The sequence below is a fragment of the Saccharothrix coeruleofusca genome (assembly GCF_017876325.1).
Taxonomy (GTDB): domain Bacteria; phylum Actinomycetota; class Actinomycetes; order Mycobacteriales; family Pseudonocardiaceae; genus Actinosynnema; species Actinosynnema coeruleofuscum.
Genome location: NZ_JAGINV010000001.1, coordinates 2,501 through 26,622, shown reverse-complemented (window position 1 = coordinate 26,622; position 24,122 = coordinate 2,501). Strand labels below are relative to the sequence as shown.

26 protein-coding genes and 2 rRNA genes (1 of these 28 cut by a window edge) are annotated in these 24,122 nt (G+C 70.7%); 10 read left to right on the top strand and 18 right to left on the bottom strand.

Annotation, left to right across the window (positions count from 1 at the left end; translation table 11 throughout):
• The first annotated feature begins 31 nt into the window (after nucleotides 1-31).
• Both JOF41_RS00145 and JOF41_RS00140 read left to right on the top strand, forming a co-directional pair.
• Entirely contained in the window at nucleotides 32-1,342 is a 1,311-nt protein-coding gene (locus tag JOF41_RS00145) for an ABC1 kinase family protein (RefSeq protein WP_189222518.1), read from the top strand.
• Nucleotides 1,343-1,454: 112 nt separating this feature from the next.
• Nucleotides 1,455-2,027, top strand: coding sequence for a hypothetical protein (locus JOF41_RS00140; RefSeq protein ID WP_209615126.1), 573 nt, complete (start codon nucleotides 1,455-1,457; stop codon nucleotides 2,025-2,027).
• Nucleotides 2,028-2,042: 15 nt separating this feature from the next.
• Here JOF41_RS00140 and JOF41_RS00135 read toward each other — a convergent pair whose 3' ends face one another.
• The 6 genes from JOF41_RS00135 to JOF41_RS00110 form a co-directional block, all read right to left on the bottom strand.
• Nucleotides 2,043-2,210 carry a hypothetical protein gene (locus JOF41_RS00135; protein ID WP_189222520.1) on the bottom strand — a complete coding sequence of 56 codons (168 nt, stop codon included), beginning with the start codon at nucleotides 2,208-2,210 and terminating at the stop codon, nucleotides 2,043-2,045.
• Complete coding sequence (locus JOF41_RS00130) at nucleotides 2,207-3,091, bottom strand: class I SAM-dependent methyltransferase (RefSeq protein ID WP_189222521.1); 885 nt, start codon at nucleotides 3,089-3,091, stop codon at nucleotides 2,207-2,209. The genes JOF41_RS00135 and JOF41_RS00130 overlap by 4 nt, the downstream gene beginning before the upstream one ends.
• Nucleotides 3,092-3,193: 102 nt before the next feature.
• Entirely contained in the window at nucleotides 3,194-3,424 is a 231-nt protein-coding gene (locus JOF41_RS00125; RefSeq protein ID WP_209615123.1) for a putative WhiB-interacting protein, read from the bottom strand.
• Nucleotides 3,421-3,819, bottom strand: coding sequence for a WhiB family transcriptional regulator (locus JOF41_RS00120; protein ID WP_229795250.1), 399 nt, complete (start codon nucleotides 3,817-3,819; stop codon nucleotides 3,421-3,423). Before JOF41_RS00120 ends, JOF41_RS00125 begins: the two co-directional genes overlap by 4 nt.
• Nucleotides 3,820-3,948: 129 nt before the next feature.
• Nucleotides 3,949-4,167, bottom strand: coding sequence for a hypothetical protein (locus JOF41_RS00115; RefSeq protein ID WP_189222523.1), 219 nt, complete (start codon nucleotides 4,165-4,167; stop codon nucleotides 3,949-3,951).
• A 142-nt stretch (nucleotides 4,168-4,309) separates the two neighbouring features.
• Nucleotides 4,310-6,373 carry an ATP-dependent DNA helicase UvrD2 gene (locus tag JOF41_RS00110; RefSeq protein ID WP_372448458.1) on the bottom strand — a complete coding sequence of 688 codons (2,064 nt, stop codon included), beginning with the start codon at nucleotides 6,371-6,373 and terminating at the stop codon, nucleotides 4,310-4,312.
• A 62-nt stretch (nucleotides 6,374-6,435) separates the two neighbouring features.
• Between JOF41_RS00110 and JOF41_RS00105 the strand changes: the two genes are divergently transcribed.
• Complete coding sequence (locus JOF41_RS00105; RefSeq protein ID WP_189222525.1) at nucleotides 6,436-7,164, top strand: DUF4191 domain-containing protein; 729 nt, start codon at nucleotides 6,436-6,438, stop codon at nucleotides 7,162-7,164.
• A gap of 9 nt (nucleotides 7,165-7,173) precedes the next feature.
• On the opposite strand, the gene JOF41_RS00100 is transcribed toward JOF41_RS00105, so the two are convergent.
• Entirely contained in the window at nucleotides 7,174-7,644 is a 471-nt protein-coding gene (locus JOF41_RS00100; protein ID WP_209615119.1) for an RDD family protein, read from the bottom strand.
• A gap of 194 nt (nucleotides 7,645-7,838) precedes the next feature.
• Between JOF41_RS00100 and glnA the strand changes: the two genes are divergently transcribed.
• On the top strand, nucleotides 7,839-9,263 hold the full coding sequence (glnA, locus tag JOF41_RS00095; RefSeq protein ID WP_189222527.1) for a type I glutamate--ammonia ligase: 1,425 nt from the start codon (nucleotides 7,839-7,841) through the stop codon (nucleotides 9,261-9,263).
• A 380-nt stretch (nucleotides 9,264-9,643) separates the two neighbouring features.
• Nucleotides 9,644-10,159 (top strand): hypothetical protein, encoded by a 516-nt coding sequence (locus JOF41_RS00090; RefSeq protein WP_209615114.1) that lies wholly within the window; start codon nucleotides 9,644-9,646, stop codon nucleotides 10,157-10,159.
• 82 nt (nucleotides 10,160-10,241) lie between these two features.
• Here the strand turns inward: JOF41_RS00090 and JOF41_RS00085 are convergent, their stop codons facing one another.
• Nucleotides 10,242-10,649: a RidA family protein gene (locus JOF41_RS00085; RefSeq protein ID WP_189222529.1), complete on the bottom strand. Its 408-nt coding sequence runs from the start codon at nucleotides 10,647-10,649 to the stop codon at nucleotides 10,242-10,244.
• A 79-nt stretch (nucleotides 10,650-10,728) separates the two neighbouring features.
• Between JOF41_RS00085 and JOF41_RS00080 the strand changes: the two genes are divergently transcribed.
• Nucleotides 10,729-11,349 carry a TetR/AcrR family transcriptional regulator gene (locus JOF41_RS00080; RefSeq protein ID WP_189222530.1) on the top strand — a complete coding sequence of 207 codons (621 nt, stop codon included), beginning with the start codon at nucleotides 10,729-10,731 and terminating at the stop codon, nucleotides 11,347-11,349.
• Between the two features lie 24 nt (nucleotides 11,350-11,373).
• On the opposite strand, the gene JOF41_RS00075 is transcribed toward JOF41_RS00080, so the two are convergent.
• Nucleotides 11,374-11,997 carry a hypothetical protein gene (locus JOF41_RS00075; RefSeq protein ID WP_209615111.1) on the bottom strand — a complete coding sequence of 208 codons (624 nt, stop codon included), beginning with the start codon at nucleotides 11,995-11,997 and terminating at the stop codon, nucleotides 11,374-11,376.
• Nucleotides 11,998-12,190: 193 nt separating this feature from the next.
• On the opposite strand from JOF41_RS00075, the gene JOF41_RS00070 reads away from it, so the two are divergent.
• On the top strand, nucleotides 12,191-12,406 hold the full coding sequence (locus JOF41_RS00070; RefSeq protein ID WP_189222532.1) for a hypothetical protein: 216 nt from the start codon (nucleotides 12,191-12,193) through the stop codon (nucleotides 12,404-12,406).
• A 31-nt stretch (nucleotides 12,407-12,437) separates the two neighbouring features.
• On the opposite strand, the gene JOF41_RS00065 is transcribed toward JOF41_RS00070, so the two are convergent.
• The 6 genes from JOF41_RS00065 to JOF41_RS00040 all read right to left on the bottom strand — a co-directional run bounded on the left by JOF41_RS00065 (nucleotide 12,438) and on the right by JOF41_RS00040 (nucleotide 19,024).
• Complete coding sequence (locus JOF41_RS00065; RefSeq protein ID WP_189222533.1) at nucleotides 12,438-13,364, bottom strand: NADP-dependent oxidoreductase; 927 nt, start codon at nucleotides 13,362-13,364, stop codon at nucleotides 12,438-12,440.
• 11 nt (nucleotides 13,365-13,375) lie between these two features.
• Nucleotides 13,376-16,318, bottom strand: a complete 2,943-nt coding sequence (locus JOF41_RS00060) for a bifunctional [glutamine synthetase] adenylyltransferase/[glutamine synthetase]-adenylyl-L-tyrosine phosphorylase (protein WP_209615108.1) — start codon at nucleotides 16,316-16,318, stop codon at nucleotides 13,376-13,378.
• 40 nt (nucleotides 16,319-16,358) lie between these two features.
• On the bottom strand, nucleotides 16,359-16,583 hold the full coding sequence (locus JOF41_RS00055) for a hypothetical protein (protein WP_189222535.1): 225 nt from the start codon (nucleotides 16,581-16,583) through the stop codon (nucleotides 16,359-16,361).
• On the bottom strand, nucleotides 16,580-17,713 hold the full coding sequence (locus JOF41_RS00050) for an inorganic phosphate transporter (RefSeq protein ID WP_189222536.1): 1,134 nt from the start codon (nucleotides 17,711-17,713) through the stop codon (nucleotides 16,580-16,582). The genes JOF41_RS00055 and JOF41_RS00050 overlap by 4 nt, the downstream gene beginning before the upstream one ends.
• 99 nt (nucleotides 17,714-17,812) lie before the next feature.
• Entirely contained in the window at nucleotides 17,813-18,556 is a 744-nt protein-coding gene (locus JOF41_RS00045; protein WP_209615105.1) for a type 1 glutamine amidotransferase, read from the bottom strand.
• A 15-nt stretch (nucleotides 18,557-18,571) separates the two neighbouring features.
• Nucleotides 18,572-19,024: a rhodanese-like domain-containing protein gene (locus tag JOF41_RS00040; RefSeq protein WP_209615102.1), complete on the bottom strand. Its 453-nt coding sequence runs from the start codon at nucleotides 19,022-19,024 to the stop codon at nucleotides 18,572-18,574.
• Between the two features lie 79 nt (nucleotides 19,025-19,103).
• Between JOF41_RS00040 and JOF41_RS00035 the strand changes: the two genes are divergently transcribed.
• From JOF41_RS00035 to JOF41_RS00025, 3 genes are read left to right on the top strand one after another with little or no spacing between them, the layout of a single operon-like run.
• On the top strand, nucleotides 19,104-19,568 hold the full coding sequence (locus JOF41_RS00035; protein WP_189222539.1) for an Lrp/AsnC family transcriptional regulator: 465 nt from the start codon (nucleotides 19,104-19,106) through the stop codon (nucleotides 19,566-19,568).
• A 25-nt stretch (nucleotides 19,569-19,593) separates the two neighbouring features.
• On the top strand, nucleotides 19,594-20,211 hold the full coding sequence (locus JOF41_RS38060) for a DUF2975 domain-containing protein (RefSeq protein ID WP_209615098.1): 618 nt from the start codon (nucleotides 19,594-19,596) through the stop codon (nucleotides 20,209-20,211).
• Nucleotides 20,208-20,414 (top strand): helix-turn-helix domain-containing protein, encoded by a 207-nt coding sequence (locus JOF41_RS00025; protein ID WP_189222541.1) that lies wholly within the window; start codon nucleotides 20,208-20,210, stop codon nucleotides 20,412-20,414. Before JOF41_RS38060 ends, JOF41_RS00025 begins: the two co-directional genes overlap by 4 nt.
• Here the strand turns inward: JOF41_RS00025 and JOF41_RS00020 are convergent.
• The 3 genes from JOF41_RS00020 to JOF41_RS00010 all read right to left on the bottom strand — a co-directional run.
• The gene (locus JOF41_RS00020; protein ID WP_189222542.1) at nucleotides 20,395-21,246 is read right to left on the bottom strand and encodes a GNAT family N-acetyltransferase; all 852 of its coding nucleotides are present in this window, start codon (nucleotides 21,244-21,246) and stop codon (nucleotides 20,395-20,397) included. The genes JOF41_RS00025 and JOF41_RS00020 overlap by 20 nt on opposite strands.
• A gap of 67 nt (nucleotides 21,247-21,313) precedes the next feature.
• A 5S ribosomal RNA gene (rrf, locus tag JOF41_RS00015) occupies nucleotides 21,314-21,430 on the bottom strand.
• A gap of 110 nt (nucleotides 21,431-21,540) precedes the next feature.
• A 23S ribosomal RNA gene (locus tag JOF41_RS00010) occupies nucleotides 21,541-24,122 on the bottom strand; it runs 498 nt beyond the window's last position.

Genomic DNA, 24,122 nt, shown 5'->3' with positions numbered 1-24,122 from the left:
GCCGCTTCCCGGTCGAGGGGAGAATCATCGGGTGGACGAGATCCCGCGCAAGGCCGTGCAGCGCACCGCCAAGCTGGCCAGCCTCCCGCTCGGGGTGGCGGGCCGGGTCGTGGGCGGCTGGGGCAAGCGGCTGGCAGGCCGCAGTTCCGAGGAGGTCAGCGCCGAGGTCTCGGCCAAGACCGCGGAGCAGGTCTTCGCGGTGCTCGGGCAGCTCAAGGGCGGCGCGATGAAGTTCGGCCAGACGTTGAGCGTGTTCGAGGCGGCGGTGCCCGACGAGCTGGCCGCGCCCTACCGCGAGGCGCTGACCAAGCTCCAGTCCGCGGCGCCGCCGATGCCCGCGCGCACCGTGCACCGGGTGCTGGCCGAGCAGCTGGGCGCGGGCTGGCGCAAGCGGTTCGCCGAGTTCGACGACCACCCGGCGGCCTCGGCGAGCATCGGCCAGGTGCACCGCGCGGTCTGGCACGACGGCCGGGACGTGGCGGTGAAGGTGCAGTACCCCGGCGCGGACGAGGCGTTGCAGGCGGACCTGCGGCAGCTGCTGCGGTTCAGCCGGGTGCTGCAGGCGGTGGTGCCGGGCGCGGAGGTCAAGCCGCTGCTGGAGGAGCTGCGCGACCGCATGGTCGAGGAGCTGGACTACCGCACCGAGGCGGACAACCAGCGGGCCTTCGCCAAGGCGTTCGCGGGCGACGCGGAGGTGCTGGTGCCCAAGGTGGTGGCCAGCTCGCCCAAGGTCGTGGTCAGCGAGTGGATCGACGGCAAGCCGCTGGCCTCGATCATCCGCGACGGCGAGCGGGCCGAGCGCGACCTGGCGGGCAGGCTGCTGTCGCAGTTCCACTTCTCCTCGCCCAGCCGCGCGGGGCTGCTGCACGCCGACCCGCACCCCGGCAACTTCCTGCTCGGCGCGGACGGCAGGCTGCGCGTGATCGACTTCGGCGCGGTGGCCAGGCTGCCCGACGGCCTGCCCAAGACGCTGGGCCTGATGACCCGGCTGGCGCTGGAGGGCCGTCCCGACGACCTGGTGGAGCTGCTGCGCTCGGAGCACTTCATCCGGCCGGGCACCGAGCTGCACGGCGAGGACGTGCTGGCCTACCTGGGACCGTTCGTCGAGCCGCTGCGCACCGAGCGGTTCCACTTCACCCGCCGGTGGTTGCAGTCGCAGGCGGAGCGGGTGGGCGACCTGCGCAGCCCGGACTCGCAGACGGGCCGGTCGCTGAACCTGCCGCCGCAGTACCTGCTGATCCACCGGGTGACGCTGGGCGCGACGGGCATCCTGTGCCAGCTCGACGCCGAGGTGCCCGCGCGGGCCATCGTGGCGAAGTGGCAGCCGGGCTTCGACGACTGACATCGTCCGACGGCTGGAGTTGTCCACAGGCAGTTGTCCACAGGGGTGCCGGTTGTCCACAGGTTGACCGACGGCGCTGGTCACGGGGTCCGCTCCGCCGCAGGATCGGGGCATGACCGATGACGTGATCCGGACGGCGGACCTGCGAGCGGCGGGCGTGACCGGCCACCAGATCGACCTCAGGTGCCGCCCCGGCGGGCCGTGGCAGCGCATCCTGCCGGGGGTGCTGCTGCTCAGCGCCGGTCCGCCGACCCGCGCGCAGCGGCTGCGCGCGGCCCTGGTCTACGCCGGTCCGGGTGCGGTCATCACCGGTGTTCACGCCCTGCGCGAACAGGGCCTTTCACACCTGCCCGAGCCGGATCGGGTGCACGTGCTGCAACCGGAGGGCAGGCGGTTGACGGGGCACGACTACGTGTTCCTGGAGCGCACCACGCGGTTGCCGACGGCGGTGGTCCGCGACGGCTTGGCGCTGGCGGGCGCGGCCAGGGCGGTCCTGGACGCGGTCCGCCGCGAACCCCAGCCGCTGCGCGTGCACCAGCTGCTGGGCGCGGTGGTGCGCGCAGGCTTGTGCGGCGTGCCCGCCCTGCTCGCCGAGCTGGACGCGGGCAGCAAGCGCGGTGCCGCCGCTCCCCGCTCCGCCCTGCGCGCCCTCACCTCCCGCGAGTCGAACGCCCGTGCCCCCTGAGGGTCCCCACCGGGCTCACCAGTACTCGGCCGGCAGCTTGCCCTCGATGTCGCGGACGTGGGCGCGGGCGCAGGGCGGGCACAGCCACCGGTCGGCGCCCCGGTCCCGCTCGCGCACCCAGGCGAGCAGTTCGGCGGGCTCCCCGGTGCGCGGGCGCCCGCAGCGGGAGCAGGTGGCGGTCACGGCTTGCGTCCCACGTGGACCGTCTGCGCGAGCAGCAGGAACACGTCGTCGCGCAGCCCGACGTACGCCGGGTCCTGCGGGTCGAGCAGGCGCCGCACCGACTGCCGGTCGGCGGGGTGCAGCAGGTCGCCGGCAGCGTCGGCCAGCCACCGCAGGCGCTCCACCGCCCAGTCCCGGACCGCCTGCTTGGCGGGCGCGGGGTGGTCGACCAGGTAGCTGAACGCGGTGACGTCGAGCAGGCCCGCCTCGGCCAGCACGGTGTTCCAGCCGACCGTCAGCCGCACGCTGCCGGGCATGTTCTCGCGCATCCGCAGGAACCACTGGGCGCGGGCGGCGGCGAGGCGGTCCTCCAGGCCGGGTTCGCCGACGCCGAGGTCCCACGGCAGGAACCGGCCCTCCAGGCCGCCCTCGGCCAGGGCGAGCCTGCCACCGGGGGCGAGGGCGTCGATCAGACCCAGCACGCAGGCACGTTGGTCAGGGAGGTGGTGCACGACCCGAGAGGCCCACACGAGGTCGGCCGGGCTCGCGAACTCGGCCGGGCGCTCGGTGGCGATGTCGGCCAGGACGGGGCGCACGCGGACGGCGGCGTCGGTGGAGTAGGTCGCGGCCGCGCGGGCCGCGGTGACCGCCGCGTCGAGCAGTTCCGGCACGGCGTCCACCAGCACGACGGTGCCGCCGCCGCGCGCGGCCAGCGCTTCGACCAGCGGCACGCTCATGCCGCCCGCGCCGCAGCCGACGTCGACCACGGTCGGGTTGTCCGGCAGAGGGCGCACGAGCCTGCGCGCGACCACGTGCAGGGCCTCGGCGTCCAGTTCGTCGTTGCGTCGCATCGCGACCAGCCGCGATGACCAGTCGATGCCGTCATGGGTGTGAGCTGCCACACCGAGCACGGTACCGACGCGCGGTGCCCGCCCTTCCACTGGAACGGGGAGGGCGGGCACCCGGCATCACGGCATCACCGTCACGGCATCACCGTCACGGCGTCACAGCGCGCGAGCCTTCAGAGCGGCCCTGCGCTCGGCCCACCCGGCCAGTCGCCGCCACCTGCGGGCGACGACGAGCCGGTGGGCCAGCCGTTGCCGCTCGGCGGATATCTCCGCCTCGCGCATTCGGGATCTGGCCAGGTTTTCTTCGAGCAACATGGGGTTCCCCCTGGGGTTCAGGTCGGCGGTCAGAACATCGGCGGTGGCGGTGGTGGAGCTGAACGTGGTCACGCGGCGGCCTCCTGGTCGGTAGCCCCCCGGACAACGGTCGCGGCGGGCGCCGCGGGAACAACGGGTGCGGCGTCCTTGCGCGGGCGCCCACGGGGACGCTTGCGCGCGATCACCGCGCCGCGCTCGAAGATCTCGCCGCCCCAGACCCCCCAGGGCTCGTGCCGGGCCAGCGCCCCGGCCAGGCACTCGGCGATCACCGGGCAGGTCGCGCAGAACTTCTTGGCCTGCTCCAGGTCGGCGGGTGCGTCGGCGAACCACAGGTCGGGGTCGTTGGTGCGGCAGGGCAGCGCCAAGCCCGCCCCCGGCGCGGTGTCGATCAGGGCGGCCACGCCCTGCCCCGCCAGGTCCGGCTCGGTGGACAGCGTTCCGGTTATGGGAACGGTCGCGGACAACATCAGGTGCACTCCTGTCACGGTCTTGCGATGGGGTTTGGTCGTGCGACAGTTGTCGGACAAAACACGAAGGCCGCGGATCCGGTTACGGGTCCGCGGCCTTCGTGAGCTGGTGGCCTGACTACAGGTGTGTCAGGTACTTCGCTCTCGCGCGGACGGCGCAACGATCTGAGTAGGGACAGCGTGCGGCTCGGTGGCCTGCACCAGGATCGGCAGAGCTCGCTCAACGCTCTTGACAGCGCGGCGATCGCGGGCAGACTTGTCCCCCGCGACGTGAACCGCGGCCGGCATGACGATGACGCCCTCGGTCAGCCGGTAACCGGGCGTCCAGAAGCACTGGAGTGCGTTCACGACCGGTCACCTCCCTCGCGCGCTCGTCCCGAGCGGTTCTTGATTCCCCAGCGGGCGCTCCGCGCCCGGCCTCAGCAGGTTATGACCCCCGCCGTACACGGTGCAACCGGTTTTTCCAAATACCTGTCGATCGGGTGAGATTTCAGCGTTTGCCCTGGACAATGGCCAGGACGTCGTCGCCGTAGCGGTCCAGCTTCGCCGCGCCGATGCCCGCGATCGCCACCAGGCCCGCGACGTCGGTCGGCCGCTGCTCGGCGATCGCCACCAGGGTCGCGTCGGTGAACACCACGTAGGCAGGCACCTTCAGCTCGCGCGCCCGGCCCGCCCGCCACGAGCGCAGCTTCTCCAGCAGCTCCTCGTCCAGGTCCGACGGGCAGCTCGCGCACCGGCCGAGCTTGACCGCCCTGGACTCCAGCAGCTGCGAGCCGCACACCCGGCACTGCGGCTTCGGCTTGCGCTGCGACGGCTCGCGCCGGACCGCCCGCGCGGCCGGGTGGTCCTCGGGGACCAGCCCGTGCAGGAACCTGCTGCGCCGCCGGTAGCGGCGCCCGCCCGCGGCCCGCGCCAGCGCCCACGACAGCCACAGGTGCTCGCGTGCGCGCGTGACGCCCACGTAGAGCAGCCTGCGCTCCTCCTCGACCGCGGCCTCGTCGCCGTCGGCGTGCTGGATCGGCACCGTGCCCTCGACCAGGCCCACCAGGAACACCGCGTCCCACTCCAGGCCCTTGGCGGCGTGCAGGGACGCCAGCGTCACGCCCTCCACCGTCGGCGGGTGCTGGGCCTCGGCCCGCATGTCCAGCTCGGCGATGAACTTGGGCAGGTCCGCGCCCTCGACCGCGGTGGTCAGCTCCTCGGCCAGCTCGACCAGGGCCAGCAGCGACTCCCACCGCTCCCGCGCCGCGCCGCCCGCGGGCGGCTCGTCGGTCAGGCCGACGCCCGCCAGCACCTCGCGCACCACCTTGGGCAGCTCGCCGGAGGGCTGGTGCGCCGCCGCGGTGCGCAGCGCGATCATCGCCTGGCGGACCTCGGCGCGCTGGAAGAACCGCTCGCCGCCGCGCACCTGGTAGGGGATGCCCAGCTCGGCCAGCGCCTGCTCGTAGACCTCGGACTGGGCGTTGACCCGGTACAGGACCGCGATCTCGCTGGCGGGCACGCCCTCGTCCAGCAGCGCCCGCGCCCGCTGCGCGACGGCCGCGGCCTCGGCGGGCTCGTCGTCGAACTCGGCGAACCGGGGCTGCGGGCCGTCCGGGCGCTGCCCGATCAGCCGCAGCCGGGAGCCCGCCGGACGGCCGCGCGCCCACTTGATGACCTCGTTGGCCAGCGCGACGACCTGCGGCGTGGAGCGGTAGTCGCGCTCCAGCCGCACCACCGTCGCCTCGGGGAAGCGGCGCGGGAAGTCCAGCAGCGGGCGCGGGGAGGCGCCCGCGAAGGAGTAGATGGTCTGGTTGGCGTCGCCGACCACGGTCAGGTCGTCGCGCGCGCCGAGCCAGGCGTCCAGCACGCGCTGCTGCAGCGGCGTGACGTCCTGGTACTCGTCGACCACGAAGCAGCGGTAGCGGTCGCGGAACTCCTCGGCGACGTCGCCGTGCTCCTCCAGCGCCGCCGCGGTGTGCAGCAGGAGGTCGTCGAAGTCCAGCAGCTGCGCGGTGTTCTTCAGCTGCTCGTAGCCCTGGTAGACCTGCACGACGCGCTCGGCGGGCGCCGGGGTGTCGCGGTGGGTCCGCGCCGCGGCGGCCGGGTAGTCCTCCGGGGTGATCAGCGACGCCTTGGCCCACTCGATCTCACCGGCCAGGTCGCGCAGCGAGTCCGACTCGGTGGACAGGCCCGCGCGGTTGGCCGCCTGGGCGATCAGCCGCAGCTTGTTGCGGTCGACCAGCTGCCACTGCTCGCCGCCGACCACCCTCGGCCAGAAGTAGCGCAGCTGGCGCAGGGCGGCGGCGTGGAAGGTGCGGGCCTGCGCTCCGGACACGCCCAGCGCGCGCAGCCGGGTGCGCATCTCCCCCGCCGCCCGCGCGGTGAAGGTGACCGCCAGCACCTGGCCCGCCGCGACGTGACCGCGCTGCACCAGGTACGCGATGCGGTGGGTGATCGTGCGCGTCTTGCCCGTGCCCGCACCCGCCAGCACGCAGACCGGACCGCGCGGCGCTTCGACCGCGGCGCGCTGTTCCGGGTCGAGTCCCTCCAGCAGCCGGTCCATGGGCAGCATCCTCGCATTCCCGCCGCCTCCTCCCGTGTTGGGGCGAGAGGGCTCGCCGTATCCTGGGCGGTATGGCTGGAAAGCAGGACAAGGCGGCCCGCAAGGAAGCGGCGAAGGCGCGGCGCGAGGCATCGCGCGCCAGGCGCGGGCAGATCCTCGAGGCGTTCAAGGTGCAGCGTCGCGAGGACAAGGCGCTGGTGCCGTGGATGCTGGCGGCGTTCCTCGGCGCGATCGCGCTGGCGTTCCTGCTGGGCCTGATCTGGGACCTGCAGTGGGTGTTCCTGCCGCTGGGCATCGCGGTGGGCGCGCTGCTCGCGGTGATCGTGTTCAGCCGCCGGGTGCAGCGCAACGTCTACGCCAAGGCCGACGGCCAGCCCGGCGCGGCGGCGTGGGCGCTGGACAACATGCGCGGCCGGTGGCGGGTCACCCAGGCGGTGGCGGGCACCACCAGCGGCGACATGGTGCACCGCGTGATCGGCAGGCCCGGTGTCGTGCTGGTCGCCGAGGGCGCTCCGCACCGGGTCAAGGGCCTGCTCGCGCAGGAGAAGAAGCGGGTCGCCAGGGTGGTCGGCGACACCCCGATCTACGACGTGGTCGTGGGCGCCGAGGAGGGCCAGGTGCCGCTGCGCAAGCTGCAGGCCCACCTCATGAAGCTGCCGCGCAACATCTCCGCCGCCCAGGTCGACACCATGGAGAACCGGCTCACCGCGCTGGCCAGCCGCGGTGCGGCGATGCCCAAGGGCCCGCTCCCGCAGGGCGCCAAGATGCGCAACGTCCAGCGCGCCATGCGCCGCCGCTGACGCGACCGGTCACATCCGCACGACCACGGTCCTGGACGCCTTGTCGTGCAGGCACCGGCCGTCGGCGTCCCACACCACGGCGGGGATGACCAGGAAGATCAGGGCGGTCCGCAGGGCCGCCCCTGGCAGGCCGACCAGCGCGACACCGTCGACGCGCGCGACGCGCAGGCGGAACAGCGCGTGGCCGGGGGTGAAGCCGAAGAAGGCGACCGCGATGGTGGTGATGGCGAACCAGGCCAGCAGGCTCCAGTTGCGCGGCAGTTCGGGGTAGGTGAACAGGCCCGCGACGCCCGCGGAGAGCAGGAAGTCGACCAGGATCGCCAGCGCGCGGCGGCCGGTGGGGGCGATGGAGCCCGGACCGGACTCGGGCAGGCCGAGCCGCTCGCCCTTCCACCGCTGCCCGGTGCCGTCACCGGAGTCGGCGCCCGGCTCGAGCGCCGCGCGAGGTCCTGAAAGCCACGAACCGGTCCACCTGCTCACCCCTCCAGAGTAAGCCGCTCTCAGCGGGTGAGGACCGGGCGGCCGGGTTGCCCGGTGGGAGCGCCCCGTTAACACTGGCGAAACACCAGGGTGATTGCCGGGCAACACCGCGGTCATACGGTCGCCGCGATGGCAGGCCGCGCCAGGCAGCGGCGCACCACCACGCCCCCACCGCAGCAGAGGAGTCGACGAGGGTGTTCAAGAATCCCGACGAGGTCCTGAAGTTCATCTCCGACGAGGGCGTGAAGTTCGTCGACGTCCGGTTCAGCGACCTGCCCGGCGTCATGCAGCACTTCACGCTGCCCGCGGCGGCCTTCGACGCCGACGCCATCACCGAGGGCTTGGCCTTCGACGGCTCGTCGGTGCGCGGCTTCCAGTCCATCCACGAGTCGGACATGCTGCTGCTGCCCGACCTCTACACCGCGCGCCTCGACCCCTTCCGGATCGAGAAGACGCTGATCGTCAACTTCTTCGTGCACGACCCCTTCACGCGCGAGGCTTACAGCCGCGACCCGCGCAACATCGCGCGCAAGGCCGAGCAGTACATCACCGAGTCCGGCATCGCCGACACCGCGTACTTCGGCGCCGAGGCGGAGTTCTACATCTTCGACTCCATCCGCTTCGACACCACCGCCAACGCCTCGTTCCACGAGATCGACTCGATCTCCGGCTGGTGGAACACCGGCCGCGAGGAAGAGGGCGGCAACCGCGGCTACAAGGTCAAGTACAAGGGCGGCTACTTCCCGGTCACGCCGACCGACCACTACGCCGACCTGCGCGACAAGATGGTGCTGAACCTGGAGAGCAACGGCTTCTCCGTGGAGCGCGCCCACCACGAGGTCGGCACCGCGGGCCAGGCGGAGATCAACTACAAGTTCAACACCCTGCTGCACGCCGCCGACGACCTGATGCTGTTCAAGTACATCATCAAGAACACCGCGTGGCAGGCGGGCAAGACCGTCACCTTCATGCCGAAGCCGCTGTTCGGCGACAACGGCTCGGGCATGCACACCCACCAGTCGCTGTGGAAGGACGGCCAGCCGCTGTTCCACGACGAGTCCGGCTACGCGGGCCTGTCCGACACCGCGCGCCACTACATCGGCGGCATCCTGCACCACGCGCCGTCGCTGCTGGCGTTCACCAACCCGACGGTGAACTCCTACCACCGCCTGGTGCCCGGCTACGAGGCCCCGGTCAGCCTGGTGTACTCGCAGCGCAACCGCTCCGCGTGCGTGCGCATCCCGATCACCGGCAACAACCCCAAGGCCAAGCGCATCGAGTTCCGCTGCCCCGACTCGTCGGGCAACCCGTACCTGGCCTTCTCCGCCATGGTGATGGCGGGCCTGGACGGCGTGAAGAACAAGATCGAGCCGCCCGCCCCGATCGACAAGGACCTCTACGAGCTGCCGCCGGAGGAGGCCCGCGACGTCAAGCAGGTCCCGGCCACGCTGGACGCGGTGCTGGACAACCTGGAGGCCGACCACGAGTTCCTGCTCGAAGGCGGCGTGTTCACCCCGGACGTGATCGACACCTGGATCTCGTTCAAGCGCGAGCAGGAGATCGACCCGCTGCGCCTGCGCCCGAACCCCTACGAGTTCGCGCTGTACTACGACGTGTGATCGGTGCACTGAGCTGAGTGTGCGGGCTGAGGGCCGGGTGACTGAACCAGTCACCCGGCCCTCAGTCGTTCCAGCGGTCACGCCGTCTTCTCCCCGAACACCTTGTCGAGCGCGGCCCAGGTACTCGGCGAGTGCTCGATGCTGACGCCTTCCTCCGTGATCAGGCCGTCTCCAGGCCGTCAGACGTGGATCAGCGTCGACCCACGACGACGCTGTGACGGGTGATCGGTGCGCCGAGCCAGACGCGCGGGCCCGGTTGCTCCGAGAAGCCCAACACGGTGATCCGAATGCCTCTAATTTTTAGTGTTGCAGCAACCTCAGGAAAAACCGAGACGTCAGTTGGAGTGCAAGGGAAATAATTCACCAGATTCAGGAGACACGTGAACGTGTTCCGCAAGACCTTGACCGCCGCCGCGCTGACCAGCGCCGCCCTCCTGGCCGTCGCGGGTACCTCTGCGGCCTCTGCCGGCAACGCGCAGTCCGCGAACTCCGACGTCCCGTGGTGCACCGACGCGGATCTGAACGTCAGGGCTCACGACGGACACTCGCCGAACAGCGGCAGCAAGCTGTTCATCATCGAGTTGGCCGCCAAGGAGGGCGTGAGCTGCAAGATCGGCGGCCCTCTGAGCAACGTGCGGTTCTTCGACGCCAAGGGTGAACTCGACGTCGCCCTCACCGTCGGCCGCAAGCCCGAGTACGTCGAAGTGCCGGTCAACAGCCAGCACTCGGCGGTGGTCTACGCCGCGACGCCGAGTTCCGGCCCGAGCGTGACCCCCACCGGGATTTCCTTCGACCTGCCGGGCAAGGGCAAGCTGGCGGGCAAGGTGAAGATCGCGTGGCCGTCCGACCTCAGGGGTCCCGTGACGTTCGGCCACATCTCGTACTGGGCGAGCTGACACCGCACCGAACCGGACGTGAAGGCCGGGGGCCGGGTGACCGCAGCGGTCACCCGGCCCCCGGCCTTCGCACGTCGTCCGCTCAGTCCAGGACGGCGGTGGCCTCGATCTCGACCAGGTGCTCGGGCACGTCCAGCGCCGCGACGCCGATCAGGGTGCCCGGCGGGACCGGGGTGACGCCGAGCTTGGCGGCGGCGCGGGAGGCCCCCTCCAGGAACAGGGGCATCTTGTCGGGGGTCCAGTCGACGACGTAGACGGTCAGCTTCACCACGTTGTCGAAGGTCGCGCCGACGCCCGCCAGGGCGGTGGCGACGTTGAGGTAGCACTGCTCGACCTGGGCGGCCAGGTCGCCCTCGCCGATCGTGCGGCCCTCGGCGTCCCAGGAGACCTGACCGGCCATGAAGACCAGTTTCGACCCGGTGGCGACCGCGACCTGCCGGTAGACGTCGACCTTCGGCAGTCCTTCGGGGTTCACCAGCGTGATGGCCATGCCAACTCCTCGTAGGTTCGGTTGCCCGAACTATAGCATTGCAATGCTATGCATCAAATCACCCCGGTAGCCTGACGCCATGGGCAGGACGAAGGACCCGGCGGTGCGCACCTTGCTGATCGAGCGGGCCGCGCAGATGCTGCGCACGCGCGAGCCCATCACGCTGCGCTCGCTGGTGGCGGGGACCTGCGTGTCGACGATGGCCGTCTACACCCACTTCGGCAGCATGGACGGCATGTGGAAGGCCCTGCGCCAGGAGGGCTTCACCCGCCTGGCGGTCGGGTTCGCGGCGGTGGAGACCTCCGAGGACCCGGTGCAGGACCTGGCCACCCTGGTCATCGCCTACCTGCGCAACGCGCTGGAGAACCCCGACCTGTACCGGGTCATGTTCGACGCGAACTTCGAGCTCGAAGACGCCCAGGCCGCCGACGACACGCTGGACTACCTGGTCCGGGCCGTCGTGCGGGGCCAGGAGGCGGGCCGCTTCCGCGCCGACGTGGTCGCGCGCGACCTGGCCACGCAGAGCTGGGCCATCGCCCACGGGCTGGCTTCCCTGGTCGCCACCGGTCCGCTGTCCTCGGAGGCGTTCGACCACTGCCCGGCCATGCTGATCGCGCTGCTGGTCAGCGCGGGGGACGAGCCCGACCGGTGCCGCGCCTCGGTGGACGCGGCCTGCGCCCGGTCGGCTCCGCTGGCCTAGCGGCCCCGACCCGGCGGCGAAGGGTCACTTGGGCAGCGGGATGCCCGACACGCTCACCGAGCCGCCGGTCGGCGCGAGCTGGCCGACGATGCCCGCGAAGGTCAGGGTGAGCACCCCGCTGTCCGGGCCGGGCCGCTGGTTGAGCTCCAGGTAGCCGGAGGTGCTGTTGCCCTTGGGCACCGACGCCGACCACTTGCTGGTCGACAGCGACGCGGTGTAGTCCAGCCCGGCGTCGTCGGTGGCCGAGACGGAGGCCAGCGGCATGTCCATCTTCGAGGTGCTGGCGTTTATGGCCGTCACGTGCACCCGCAGCCGCCCGCTCACGCTCTCCACCTTGGTGACCTCGACGGTGAGCAGCCCGCGCGCCTGCTTCCAGGAGCCGGTGACCACCTTCTCCGGGGCGCTGGTCGGGACGTCGCCGTCGGTGGTGGCCCCACCGAGGGCGGCTTCCAGCCCCGCGCCGGGCAGCGCGGTGCGCTGGGTCGTCGTCGGGGCGGGCTCGTCGCGCAGCTGGATGCTGAGCGCGCCGATGCCGACGGTGCCCGCGGTGGCGGCTTGGACCACTCCGAGCAGCACCAGGACACCCAGCGCGACCAAGGCGATCTTCAACGCGGCACTGCTGTTCTTGCGATGGCTCTCGTCGTCCATGACGTCCTTCGTCCGGGCGCACGCGTGCGTGGGCACTCCCCCAGGAGTGGACACAGTTTCGACGTGAAGACCACTCTCAGTCAATGCGTCGCGTGGGAAAACACCCCCTGACCAGCAGGCGGCGAGCAGGCGAACCCGCGGCGGGCGCCGGGGCTGCGCGGCGCCCGCCGGGGCGGGCGGTTAGGGTCGCGCCGTGTCTGATGACGTCGCAACCACCGCTCAGGTGCTGTCCACCAACATCTTCGACTCCGCCGCCGAGGCCATCGAGGCGATCAGCGCCGCCGACGTGCTCGGCCTGGGCGTCAGGGTGTCCAACCGGCTCGTGCCGGACGAGGAGTCCGACGACACCTTCGTCGAGGAGTGGGTCGTCGAGATCCTCACCTCGGTGCCCGCAGTCGACGAGGAGTGAGCCTGGTGAGGGGGCGGGCCCGCCCGCCCCCTCACACCACCAGCACGACCTTGCCGCGCACGTGGCCGCCCTCCAGCAGCCGGTGCGCCTCGGCGGCGCGCTCCAGCGGGAACGTCCGCTGCACCTCCACCCGCAGCGCGCCCTCCTCGGCGCGGTCGGCCAGCCAGCGCAGGTCCGCCTGGACCGGCTTGGCGTAGGCGTAGGTGCCGCCCAGCTCCAGCACGTTCAGGTCCACGATGGACACCACCCTGGCCGGGTCGCTCACCAGGGTGAACGAGTCGCTCAGCGCGTGTCCGCCGACGCAGTCGAACGCCACGTCCACCACGTCGTCGCCGAGCACGTCGGCCACGTTGTCCAGCAGGGCGTCCCCGTAGGACACCGGCTCCGCGCCCAGCGAGCGCAGGAAGTCGTGGTTGCGCGGCGACGCCGTGCCGATCACCCGGCGCGCGCCCAGCAGGCGGGCCACCTGCACCGCAAGGTGCCCCACGCCGCCCGCCGCGGCGTGCACCAGGACCGTGTCGCCCTCCCCCACGCCGACCTTGCGCAGCGACTGCACCGCGGTCAGGCCGGTCAGCGCCAGGCCGCCCGCCTGCTCGAACGACAGCGCGGCGGGCTTGTGCGCCAGCCCCCGCTCGGTGGCCGCGACCAGCTCGGCGTACGTGCCGTGCTGGACGTGGTCCTTGCGCTGGTACCCGAACACCTCGTCACCGGGCGCGAAGCCCTCGACGGCCGGGCCGACCGCCTCCACCACGCCCGCCACGTCCCAACCGGGGACCAGCGGGAAGTGGTGCGGCATCGCGGTTCTCAAGTACCCCTTGCGCACCAGCGCGTCCACCGGGTTCACCCCGGCGGCCCGCACCCGCACCAGCACCTGGTCCGGGCCGATCGCCGGGTCGGGCAGGTCCTGGAGCTGGAGCACCTCGGGGTCGCCGAACTGGTTCTGCGCGATCGCTTTCACGGCTCCAGTGTCTAGGAGCCGTAGAAGACGCGCTCGACCACCGCCCGCGCGCGCCGCGCGGTGCGGCGGTAGTGCTCGACGAACTCGCCGGGGTCGGTGCCCGGCGGGTGGCCCATCACCGCCGCCACACCGGCCAGGTCGCGGCCCGCGGTGGGCAGCTGGTCGCCGGGCTTGCCGCGGACCAGCACCACGGCGTTGCGCGCCCTGGTGGCCAGGGTCCACGCCTCCAGCAGCTCCGCCGCGTCGGACTCGGGCAGCAGCCCGGCCTCGGCGGCGGCGCGCAGGCCGCGCACGGTGGAGGGGGTGCGCAGCGACGGCACCTCGGCGGCGTGCTGCAGCTGCAGCAGCTGCACGGTCCACTCCACGTCGGCCAGGCCGCCTCGGCCCAGCTTGGTGTGGGTGGACGGGTCCGCGCCGCGCGGCAGCCGCTCGGCCTCCACCCGCGCCTTGATCCGCCGGATCTCCCGCACCGAGGTCGCGTCCAGCCCGCCCGCCGGGTACCGGATGGGGTCGACCAGCTCGATGAACCGCCGCCCGAGGTCGGCGTCGCCCGCGATGAACCGGGCCCGCAGCAGCGCCTGCGCCTCCCACAGCTCGGACCACTGGGCGTAGTAGGCCCGGTAGGAGTCCAGGGTGCGCACCAGCGGCCCCTGCCGCCCCTCGGGCCGCAGGTCGGCGTCGACCTGCAGCGCCGGGTCCTGGCTGGGCGCGCTGAGCAGCCGCCGCACCCGCTCCACGACCGAGGACGCGTAGCGGGCCGCCTCCGCGTCGCTGACCCCCGGCTCCGGCTCGCACACGAACATCACGTCCGCGTCCGACCCGTAGCCCAGTTCCCGCCCGCCGAGCCTGCCCATGCCGATCACCGCGATCCGCGCCGGGCGCGCGCCGCCCGCCCGCACCACGGCGTCCAGCGAAGCCCCCAGCACCGCCACCCAGACCTCGGACAGCGACACGCACACCGTGCGCAGCGGCACCAGCCCGAGCAGGTCCGCCGCCGCCACCCGCAGCAGCTCGTGCCTGCGCAGCGACCGGGCCGCGGTGACCGCGCGCTCGGGGTCGTTGTGCCGGGACACGGCGCTGCGCAGCGGGTTGCCGATGGTGATCGGGTCTCGCCCGGTCAGCTCCCCGGTGTCGGCCAGCAGCCGCAGCACCTCCGGCGCGCGCACCAGCAGGTCCGGCACCAGCTTCGAGGTGCCCAGCAGCGTGGCCAGGCGCTCCACCACCTCGCCCTCGTCCCGCAGCAGCCGCAGGTACCAGGGGGTTTCGGCGAGCGCTTCGGAGACCCGCCGGTAGGCCAGCAGGCCGCCGTCGGGGTCGGGGGTGGTCGCCAGCAGGTCCAGCAGCACCGGCAGCAGCGCGCCCTGGATGCGCGCCCGCCGGGACACCCCCCTGGTCAGCGCCTCGATGTGCTTGAGCGCGCCGTCCGGGGCGGCGTAGCCCAGCGCGGCCAGCCGGGCGGCGGCCTGCTTGGTGGTCAGCCGCAGCGCCTCGCTGGGCACGTTGGCCACGGCCTGCAGCAGCGGCCGGTAGAACAGCTTCTCGTGCAGCCTGCGCACCTGGTTGGCGCGCCTGCGGAACTCGGCGAGCAGCACCTGCGCCTCGGACAGGCCGCCTTCGGCCTGGATGCCGGTGGCGCGGGCCAGCCAGCGCAGGCCCGCCTCGTCGTCGTCGGCGGGGAACAGGTGGGTGCGCAGCAGTCGCTGCAGCTGCAACCGGTGCTCCAGCGTGCGCAGGAACCGGTAGGCGCGGCCGAAGTCGGCGGCGTCCGAGCGGCCCACGTAGCCGCCGCGCCCCAGCGCCGCGAGCGCTTGCGTGGTGGTGCTGATGCGCAGCTCCTCGTCGCCGCGCCCGTGCACCAGTTGCAGCAGCTGCACGGCGAACTCCACGTCGCGCAGGCCGCCCCGGCCCAGCTTGAGCTCCCGGTCGGTCCGGTCGGCGGGCACGTGGTCCTCGACGCGGCGGCGCATCGCCCGCACGTCGGGCACGAAGTCCTCGCGCTCGGCCGCGGTCCACACCAGCGGCCGGACCACCTCCAGGTAGCGCCGCCCCAGCTCCCGGTCGCCCGCCACCGGGCGGGCCTTGAGCAGCGCCTGGAACTCCCAGGTCCGCGCCCACCGGCGGTAGTAGGAGGCGTGCCCGTCCAGGGTGCGCACCAGCGCCCCCGCCTTGCCCTCCGGCCGCAGCGCCGCGTCCACCTCGAAGCACGCCTGGCCCGCGACCTGCATCAGCGTGCTGGCCACCCTGGTGGCCACGCCCAGGTCGCCCTCGCCGACGAACACCACGTCCACGTCGCTGACGTAGTTCAGCTCGCGCGCGCCGCACTTGCCCATCGCGATCACCGCGAGCGAGCACTCCCCCGAGCGCGGCACCCGCGCCTGGGCGACCTCCAGCGCGGCCCGCAGCGCCGCGTCGGCCAGGTCGGACAGCAGCGCCGCCACGTCGTCGTAGTGCACGTACGGCAGCTCCGGCTCGACGACGTGCGCCAGGTCCTCCGCGGCGATCCGGCACAGCAGCCCCCGGTACTCCAGCCGCAGCGACTTGACCGCGTCGTCCCCGTTCACGGCGGCGTCGACCAGCAGCGGCGCGAAGGTCGCGGGATCGACCCGGTCGGCGTCGGTCAGCGACCGCCACCGGGTGGGATTGGCGACCAGGAAGTCCGACAGCGCGGTGGAGGAGCCGAGCACCGCGAGCAGCCTGCCGCGCAGCACCGCGTCCTCGCGCAGCGCCTCGGCCAGCTCGGACCAGTCCTCACCCAGCGCCTCGCGCAGCCGGTCGACGCCGCGCAGCGCCAGGTCCGGGTCGGGGCTGCGGGACAGCGCCGCCAGGACGGGCTCGCTGCCCTCGGTGGGGCCGCGCTCGGTCCACCACCCGGCCGCGCGCAGGTGCTCCCCGCCGCGCGCCTCGGTCAGCCCGAACCGGGCGGGTGACAGGGGGATGCGCACTGGATCGGTCATCGACGAACACCGTAGTCCGCCGGGCCTGGAGGGGGACGGCTCAGCCGGCCACGATCAAGTAGATCCCGAACAACACCACGATCACGCACGCGGTCAGGCAGGCGGTGGCCGTCGCGGTGCCCGCCGTGCCGGAGCCGCCGCGCGAGCGCGCCGCCTCCCGCGCCGTCAGCGCGCGCAATCCGCCCGCGAACAGGGTCACCAGCGCCAGCACCGCCACGAGGCTCACGCCGAACACGGAGCCCAGTGCCGCCCAGTCGATCGTCACGCCGCCACCTTGTGGGTCTCGGCCTGCGCCGCGATCTCGTCCACCACGTGCTCGGGCCGCACGGGCTCGCGTCGCGACAGCAGGTAGATCAGGGTTGCGATGGCCACGCCCAGCACGGCCACCGCGATCACGCCGAGGGTGCCGGTGGAGGCCACCTTGCCCGCCATCGCGCCGACCACGCCCGCGGCGGGCAGGGTGAGCAGCCACGCCATCGCCATCCGGCCCGCCACGCTCCACCGCACGCCGCCGGGCTGCCGCCCCAGGCCGGAGCCCATGATGCCGCCGGAGGCGACGTGCGTGGTCGACAGCGCGAAGCCCAGGTGCGAGGAGGCCAGGATGACCGTGGCCGCGCTGGTCTGCGCGGCGAAGCCCTGCGGCGCCTCGATGGTGGTCAGCCCCTTGCCCAGGGTCTGGGTGATGCGCCAGCCACCCAGGTAGGTGCCCAGCGCGATGGCGATGGCCGCGCTCAGCACCACCCACAGCGGCGGGGCCGCGCCGGGCGCCAGCATCCCGGAGGTGATCAGCGTCAGCGTGATGATGCCCATGGTCTTCTGCGCGTCGTTGGTGCCGTGGGCCAGCGACATCAGCGCGGCCGAGGCGATCTGCCCGGCCTTGAAGCCCCGGTCGGACACCGACCGGCTGACCCCCTTGGTCAGCCGGTAGGTCAACCGGGTGGCCAGCAGCGCGACGATGCCCGCCACCAGCGGCGCGGCCACCGCGGGCGCGACGACCTTGTCCACCACCTTGGCGAAGTGCACCGCGTCCGTGCCGGAGGCGATCCAGGTGGCGCCGATCAGACCGCCGAACAGGGCGTGCGACGAACTGGAGGGCAGGCCCACGTACCAGGTGACCAGGTTCCACAGGATCGCCCCGACCAGGCCGCCGAACACCACCGCCGGGGTGATCAGGGCGTCGTCCACGATGCCGCCGGAGATCGTCTTGGCCACCTCGACCGACAGCACCGCGCCGACCAGGTTCAGCACCGCCGAGAACGCCACCGCGGTGCGCGGGCGCAGCGCGCCCGTCGCGATCGAGGTGGCCATCGAGTTGGCCGTGTCGTGGAAGCCATTGGTGAAGTCGAACGCCAACGCCGTGACGACCACGATGATGACGAGGAGCGAGGCATCCACGCTGATTCCTCCGTCTGAAACGACACAGTCGTGGGTGAACGCTACCGGGCGTACCGGTGAACAGACGACCCGTCGGAGGTTCCGATCAGCGGACGTTCGTCACACCAGCGGCAGGCCCACGCCACGGCCAGCCGGAGCAAGCTCGCCCGCCGCCAACCGGACGAACCGCTCGGCGAAGGGTCGCCACACCTCGGCGATGTCGGCATGCCCCTGGTCCAACTGGTCGGGGTCGAGCTGACCCGGTCGCGCGCACGCGGCCGCGTCGGGTGAGTTCGCGGCCCAGCCGAGCACCATCTCCGAAGTAGTTTCGATGTGAAACTGCAATCCGTAGGCGCTCTCCCCGACCCGGAATGCCTGGTTGGCGTACTTGGGCGAGGAGGCGAGCAGCTCCGCGGCGGGCGGCAGCAAGCTGATCTCGTCCTCGTGGAACTGGAGCACGTCCGGCGTCCACGGCAGGTCGGCGAACAGCGGATCGCGACCCGCCACGTCGCGCTTGGCCACCAGCAGCACGCCCACCTCTGGACCGTGCCTGCCACGCCGGACCTGACCGCCGGTGGCCGCGGCCAGCAGCTGCGCGCCCAGGCAGATCGCCAGCAGCGGCACCTTCTTCGCCACCGCGCGGGACAGCAGCGCCCGCACGTCGGCCAGCCAGGGGTGCTCGGCGTCGTCCAGCGCGCCCATCGCCCCGCCCAGGCACACCACACCCCGGTAGCCGTCGAGGTCGGGCAGCGGGGCCTCGTAGGGCCGGACCACGTCCAGCTCCGCCCCGGCGCTGGACAGCCAGTCACCGAGGCGGGTGGGCGGGTCGTCGTCACCGGGCTGGATCACGAGCAGTCGCGTCACCCGACCGAGGGTAAATCAGCAGTGGCAAGCGATTCCGCGCGGTGCACCCGCTTCTTCCGCTTCACCCTCCACCGCGTCACCCTCCACCGGGTGACCGGCCGCCTGCCAGGCCGTGATGCCGCCCGAGAGCCGCTTGACCCGGAACCCCAGCCGGGACAGCGCGAGCGCACCCTTGGTGGCGGCGTTGCACTGCGAGCTCTCGCAGTAGCAGACGTAGACCAGGTCGCGGTCCCAGTCGGCGGTGGCGGCCTCGTCGACCTCCCAGTGCGGCAGGTTGACCGCGCCGGGGATGCGGACGCGGGCGAACGCCTCCCGGCTGCGGGTCTCGACCAGCCGGAAACCGGCGTCGTCACCGGCGCGGAGGTCGTGCACCACGTCGTCGGGGTCGGCTTCGAAGGCCAGTTCCCCAGCGAAGAACGCGGCCGCGGCGGCGGGGTCGGCGGGCGGGAAGCGCAGTGTGTTGGTCATGGGTAGATCGTGCTGCGACAAGACTCGCCAGCACAGTGGAAACCCCAGGCGATAGCGGTCTTCCGCTTACGATTCCACGGTGGAACTAGATGATCTGGATTGGAAGATCCTGGAACTGCTCCAGGAAGACGGTCGGATGACGTTCACCGAGCTGGCCAAGCGGGTGTCGCTGTCCGCGCCCGCCACCACCGAGCGGGTGCGACGGCTGGAGCAGGCGGGCGTGATCACCGGGTACGCCGCCGCCGTGGACCCGCAGCGGCTCGGGCTGCCGATCGAGGCGATCGTGCGGGTGCGGGTGCGCAGCCTCGACACGCCCCGGTTCCGCGAGCGCGTGGTGACCATGCCGCACGTCCGCGACGCCGACCACGTGACCGGGGACGACTGCTGGCTGCTGCGCGTGGTGTGCCGGTCGATGGCGGAGCTGGAGGTGTTCGTCGAGGAGGCCATGCGGTACGGCGACACGACCACGTCCCTGGTGTTCTCCTCGCACGCCCGCAACCGCCCGGTGACGCGCCAGGTCATCGAGGCTATCGTTCCTCGATAACATCGAAGAACGATATGGGGGCGTTGTGACCACGAAGAGCGAGCGCGATCCCTTACAACCGCTGTTCGGCACGTTGTCGCTCCTGTTCCCGCTGGCCGCCCTGGTGCTCGTCGCGGGCGCGGCGCTCGGCGTGTTCCGCTCCCTCCGCGGCTCCGTCTGCTTTCCCGCGCCGGGCTGGACCATCCCGTCCGAGGTGGAGCCCGCCTCCCCGCTCCGGCAGGGGGCGCGGGTGAGCCGACTGGACTTCGGCGTCTGCCTCGACCAGCCGACCCTCTGGGAGCGGGTGCTCGGCTGCCTGGTGGCAGCACCGGTGCTGTTGTGCACGGCGGGCGCGCTGTACCTCCTGCTGGCCCTCCTGCGCCGGGCCGCTGCCGACGGCGTCCACACCGTCGGCACGGCGGCACGAGTGCGGCGGTTCGGCCTCTACCTCCTGGTGGCGCCACCGGTCGCGAGCCTCGTCGAGGCGGCGGCGCTGCGCTCCCTGCCCCAGCACGCGGTGACCCGCGACCTGGGCGGCCCCGACCTGTTCGCGGTGTGGGACTTCCCGTGGTGGGCGCCGCTCGTGGGCTTGGGCATGATGTCCCTGGCGCGGATCATGAGCGCGAGCGCGGAGATGCGCGAAGACCTCGAAGGGACCGTGTGACCATCCGGGTGCACCTCGACCGGCTGCTCGCCGAGCGGGGCATGACGTTGACCGAGCTGTCCGAGCGCGTCGGCGTGACCGTGGTCAACCTGTCGGTCCTGAAGAACGGGCGGGCCAGGGCGATCCGGTTCAGCACGCTGACCGCGCTGTGCCAGGCACTGGACTGCCAACCGGGTGACCTGCTCAGCCACCAGCGGGACTGAAGGCGAACTCGATGGCGTCCCCCACCACGCGGAAGCCGATCCGCTGGTAGACCGAGTTCGACACCGGGTTCGCCAAGTCGGCGAACAGCACCACGTGCTCAGCCCCCCGCTCCACGGCCCACGTCGAACAGGCCGCCGTGATGGCCGCGCCGTAGCCGTGCCTGCGGTGCTCGGGCGGCGTGTAGACCGGACCGATGCGCGACATCCCGGAGGCCAGCGCGCTGGCGGCGGCCCACGAGACCGGGGTGCCGTCTTCGGCTGACCAGATGAAGTAGCCGCCGCCCGAGAGCATTCCCGCGCCGACCAGCTGCCGCGCGGAGGCGTGGGTGACGTGGGTGGTCGCCTCGGCGTTGAACTCCTCGTACCAGCGGGTCAGCAGGTCGACGTCGTCCAGCGTGGCTCGGCGGGCGGTCCCCGGCACGTCCGGGGCCCGCAGTTCCTCCAAGCGGTAGAGCCGCAGCGACATGACTTCGCGCGCGCTGCGCCCAGTGCGAGCTACCCAGGCGATGACGAACGCCTCAACCGAGTCACGCGGTCCGCTCGCTCCGGGCAGCTCGCCATCCTGGACGAGTGCTTCGGCGACGTCGGCAGCCCACTGCGGCGGGACACCGCTCAACGTGACCGGCCACGGCGGGGTGCGCAGCGCGGCGGCGACCAAGTCCCCGTCCTCGGTCACCGTGACGCAGGTCGACGGCTCGTCCACGGGTTGAGCGTTGTTCAGCCTGCGCTTCACCGCGGCGATCGCGACTGTGTGCAAAACCGGGTCCGCCGTGAAGAAGCCCTCGGTCAGGGACCAGAAGGTGGTCAAGTCGTGCTTCGCGACGTCCGCCATCTCTGGACGGTAACGCAAAAAGCCCTGTGGGGCACCCGGAAAACCGGGTGCCCCACAGGGAAAGAATGTTCGGCGGCGTCCTACTCTCCCACACCCTCACGAGTGCAGTACCATCGGCGCTGGAAGGCTTAACTACCGGGTTCGGAATGGGACCGGGTGTTCCCCCTCCGCCATGACCACCGAAACACTATGAAGATAACCAACCTCACGGCACCCCATCGCCCCGGCCCATGCCGGTCGACCAGGTGGTCGGTTCGGTTCCTTCAGAACCGCACAGTGGATGCGTAGCGTCTTCGTGACAAGTCCTCGGCCTATTAGTACCGGTCAACTCCAGCCGTTACCGACCTTCCATCTCCGGCCTATCAACCCAATCGTCTCTTGGGGGCCTTAACCCACAAAGGGTGGGATACCTCATCTAGGAACGAGCTTCCCGCTTAGATGCTTTCAGCGGTTATCCCTTCCGAACGTAGCCAACCAGCAATGCCCCTGGCGGGACAACTGGCACACCAGAGGTCCGTCCGTCCCGGTCCTCTCGTACTAGGGACAGCCTTCCGCAAGTATCCTACGCGCGCGGCGGATAGGGACCGAACTGTCTCACGACGTTCTAAACCCAGCTCGCGTACCGCTTTAATGGGCGAACAGCCCAACCCTTGGGACCTACTCCAGCCCCAGGATGCGACGAGCCGACATCGAGGTGCCAAACCATGCCGTCGATATGGACTCTTGGGCAAGATCAGCCTGTTATCCCCGGGGTACCTTTTATCCGTTGAGCGACCACGCTTCCACAAGCCATGGCCGGATCACTAGTTCCGACTTTCGTCCCTGCTCGACCCGTCGGTCTCACAGTCAAGCCCCCTTGTGCACTTGCACTCGACACCTGATTGCCAACCAGGCTGAGGGAACCTTTGAGCGCCTCCGTTACCCTTTGGGAGGCAACCGCCCCAGTTAAACTACCCACCAGGCACTGTCCCTGATCCGGATCACGGACCGAGGTTAGACATCCAGTACGACCAGAGTGGTATTTCAACGACGACTCCACAACCACTGGCGTGGCCGCTTCACAGTCTCCCACCTATCCTACACAAGCCGAACCGAACACCAATACCAAGCTATAGTAAAGGTCCCGGGGTCTTTCCGTCCTGCCGCGCGTAACGAGCATCTTTACTCGTAATGCAATTTCGCCGGGCCTGTGGTTGAGACAGTCGAGAAGTCGTTACGCCATTCGTGCAGGTCGGAACTTACCCGACAAGGAATTTCGCTACCTTAGGATGGTTATAGTTACCACCGCCGTTTACTGGCGCTTAAGTTCTCAGCTTCGCCCCGAAGAGCTAACCGGTCCCCTTAACGTTCCAGCACCGGGCAGGCGTCAGTCCGTATACATCGTCTTGCGACTTCGCACGGACCTGTGTTTTTAGTAAACAGTCGCTTCTCGCTGGTCTCTGCGGCCGAAAAATCCTAGCCCGCAAGGGGCTTCAAATCCCTCGGCCCCCCTTCTCCCGAAGTTACGGGGGCATTTTGCCGAGTTCCTTAACCACAGTTCGCCCGATCGCCTCGGTATTCTCTACCTGACCACCTGTGTCGGTTTGGGGTACGGGCCGCATGAACACTCACTAGAGGCTTTTCTCGGCAGCATGGGATCACCCTACTTCGCCTCAATCGGCTATGCATCACGTCTCAGCCTGCATGACTGGCGGATTTGCCTACCAGTCGGCCTACACGCTTACACCAGTACTACCACTCACTGGCGGAGCTACCCTCCTGCGTCACCCCATCGCTTGACTACTACAAGTTCGGTTCCCGCGCTCCACACACCGGCAAACCCGAAGGTCCACCAGCGGCTTTGGGCGGTTAGCATCACAAGCCTCGCCATGGGCGCGTTCACACGGGTACGGGAATATCAACCCGTTGTCCATCGACTACGCCTGTCGGCCTCGCCTTAGGTCCCGACTTACCCTGGGCGGATTAGCCTGGCCCAGGAACCCTTGGTCATCCGGCGGCAGAGTTTCTCACTCTGCTTTCGCTACTCATGCCTGCATTCTCACTCGCATGGCTTCCACGGCTGGATCACTCCGCCGCTTCAACAGCCACACGACGCTCCCCTACCCATCCAGACCTGAGTCTGAATGACACGGCTTCGGCGGTGTGCTTAAGCCCCGCTACATTGTCGGCGCAGGACCACTTGACCAGTGAGCTATTACGCACTCTTTAAAGGATGGCTGCTTCTAAGCCAACCTCCTGGTTGTCTGGGCGACCCCACATCCTTTCCCACTTAGCACACACTTAGGGGCCTTAGCCGGCGTTCTGGGCTGTTTCCCTCTCGACTACGAAGCTTATCCCCCGCAGTCTCACTGCCGCGCTCTCACGTACCGGCATTCGGAGTTTGGTTGATTTCGGTAAGCTTGTGGGCCCCCTAGACCATCCAGTGCTCTACCTCCGGCACGAAACACACGACGCTGCACCTAAATGCATTTCGGGGAGAACCAGCTATCACGGAGTTTGATTGGCCTTTCACCCCTAACCACAGCTCATCCCCCAGGTTTTCAACCCTGGTGGGTTCGGGCCTCCACGCAGTCTTACCCACGCTTCACCCTGGCCATGGCTAGATCACCCCGCTTCGGGTCTAGACCACGCGACTCAACCGCCCTATTCGGACTCGCTTTCGCTACGGCTACCCCACACGGGTTAACCTCGCCACGCAGCACTAACTCGCAGGCTCATTCTTCAAAAGGCACGCCGTCACCCCGAAAGGCTCCGACGGATTGTAGGCACACGGTTTCAGGTACTATTTCACTCCCCTCCCGGGGTACTTTTCACCTTTCCCTCACGGTACTAGTCCGCTATCGGTCACCAGGAAGTATTTAGGCTTAGCGGGTGGT

Excerpts from the sequence above, each read along its gene's own strand:
- JOF41_RS00105 (WP_189222525.1), top strand. The coding sequence starts at position 6,436 with ATGGCTGGAAAGCAGGACAAGGCGGCCCGCAAGGAAGCGGCGAAGGCG.
- JOF41_RS00140 (WP_209615126.1), top strand. The coding sequence starts at position 1,455 with ATGACCGATGACGTGATCCGGACGGCGGACCTGCGAGCGGCGGGCGTG.
- JOF41_RS00110 (WP_372448458.1), bottom strand. The coding sequence starts at position 6,373 with ATGCTGCCCATGGACCGGCTGCTGGAGGGACTCGACCCGGAACAGCGC.
- JOF41_RS00020 (WP_189222542.1), bottom strand. The coding sequence starts at position 21,246 with ATGGCGGACGTCGCGAAGCACGACTTGACCACCTTCTGGTCCCTGACC.
- JOF41_RS00075 (WP_209615111.1), bottom strand. The coding sequence starts at position 11,997 with ATGGACGACGAGAGCCATCGCAAGAACAGCAGTGCCGCGTTGAAGATC.
- JOF41_RS00060 (WP_209615108.1), bottom strand. The coding sequence starts at position 16,318 with ATGACCGATCCAGTGCGCATCCCCCTGTCACCCGCCCGGTTCGGGCTG.
- JOF41_RS00080 (WP_189222530.1), top strand. The coding sequence starts at position 10,729 with ATGGGCAGGACGAAGGACCCGGCGGTGCGCACCTTGCTGATCGAGCGG.
- JOF41_RS00085 (WP_189222529.1), bottom strand. The coding sequence starts at position 10,649 with ATGGCCATCACGCTGGTGAACCCCGAAGGACTGCCGAAGGTCGACGTC.
- JOF41_RS00120 (WP_229795250.1), bottom strand. The coding sequence starts at position 3,819 with ATGTTGTCCGCGACCGTTCCCATAACCGGAACGCTGTCCACCGAGCCG.
- JOF41_RS00040 (WP_209615102.1), bottom strand. The coding sequence starts at position 19,024 with ATGACCAACACACTGCGCTTCCCGCCCGCCGACCCCGCCGCCGCGGCC.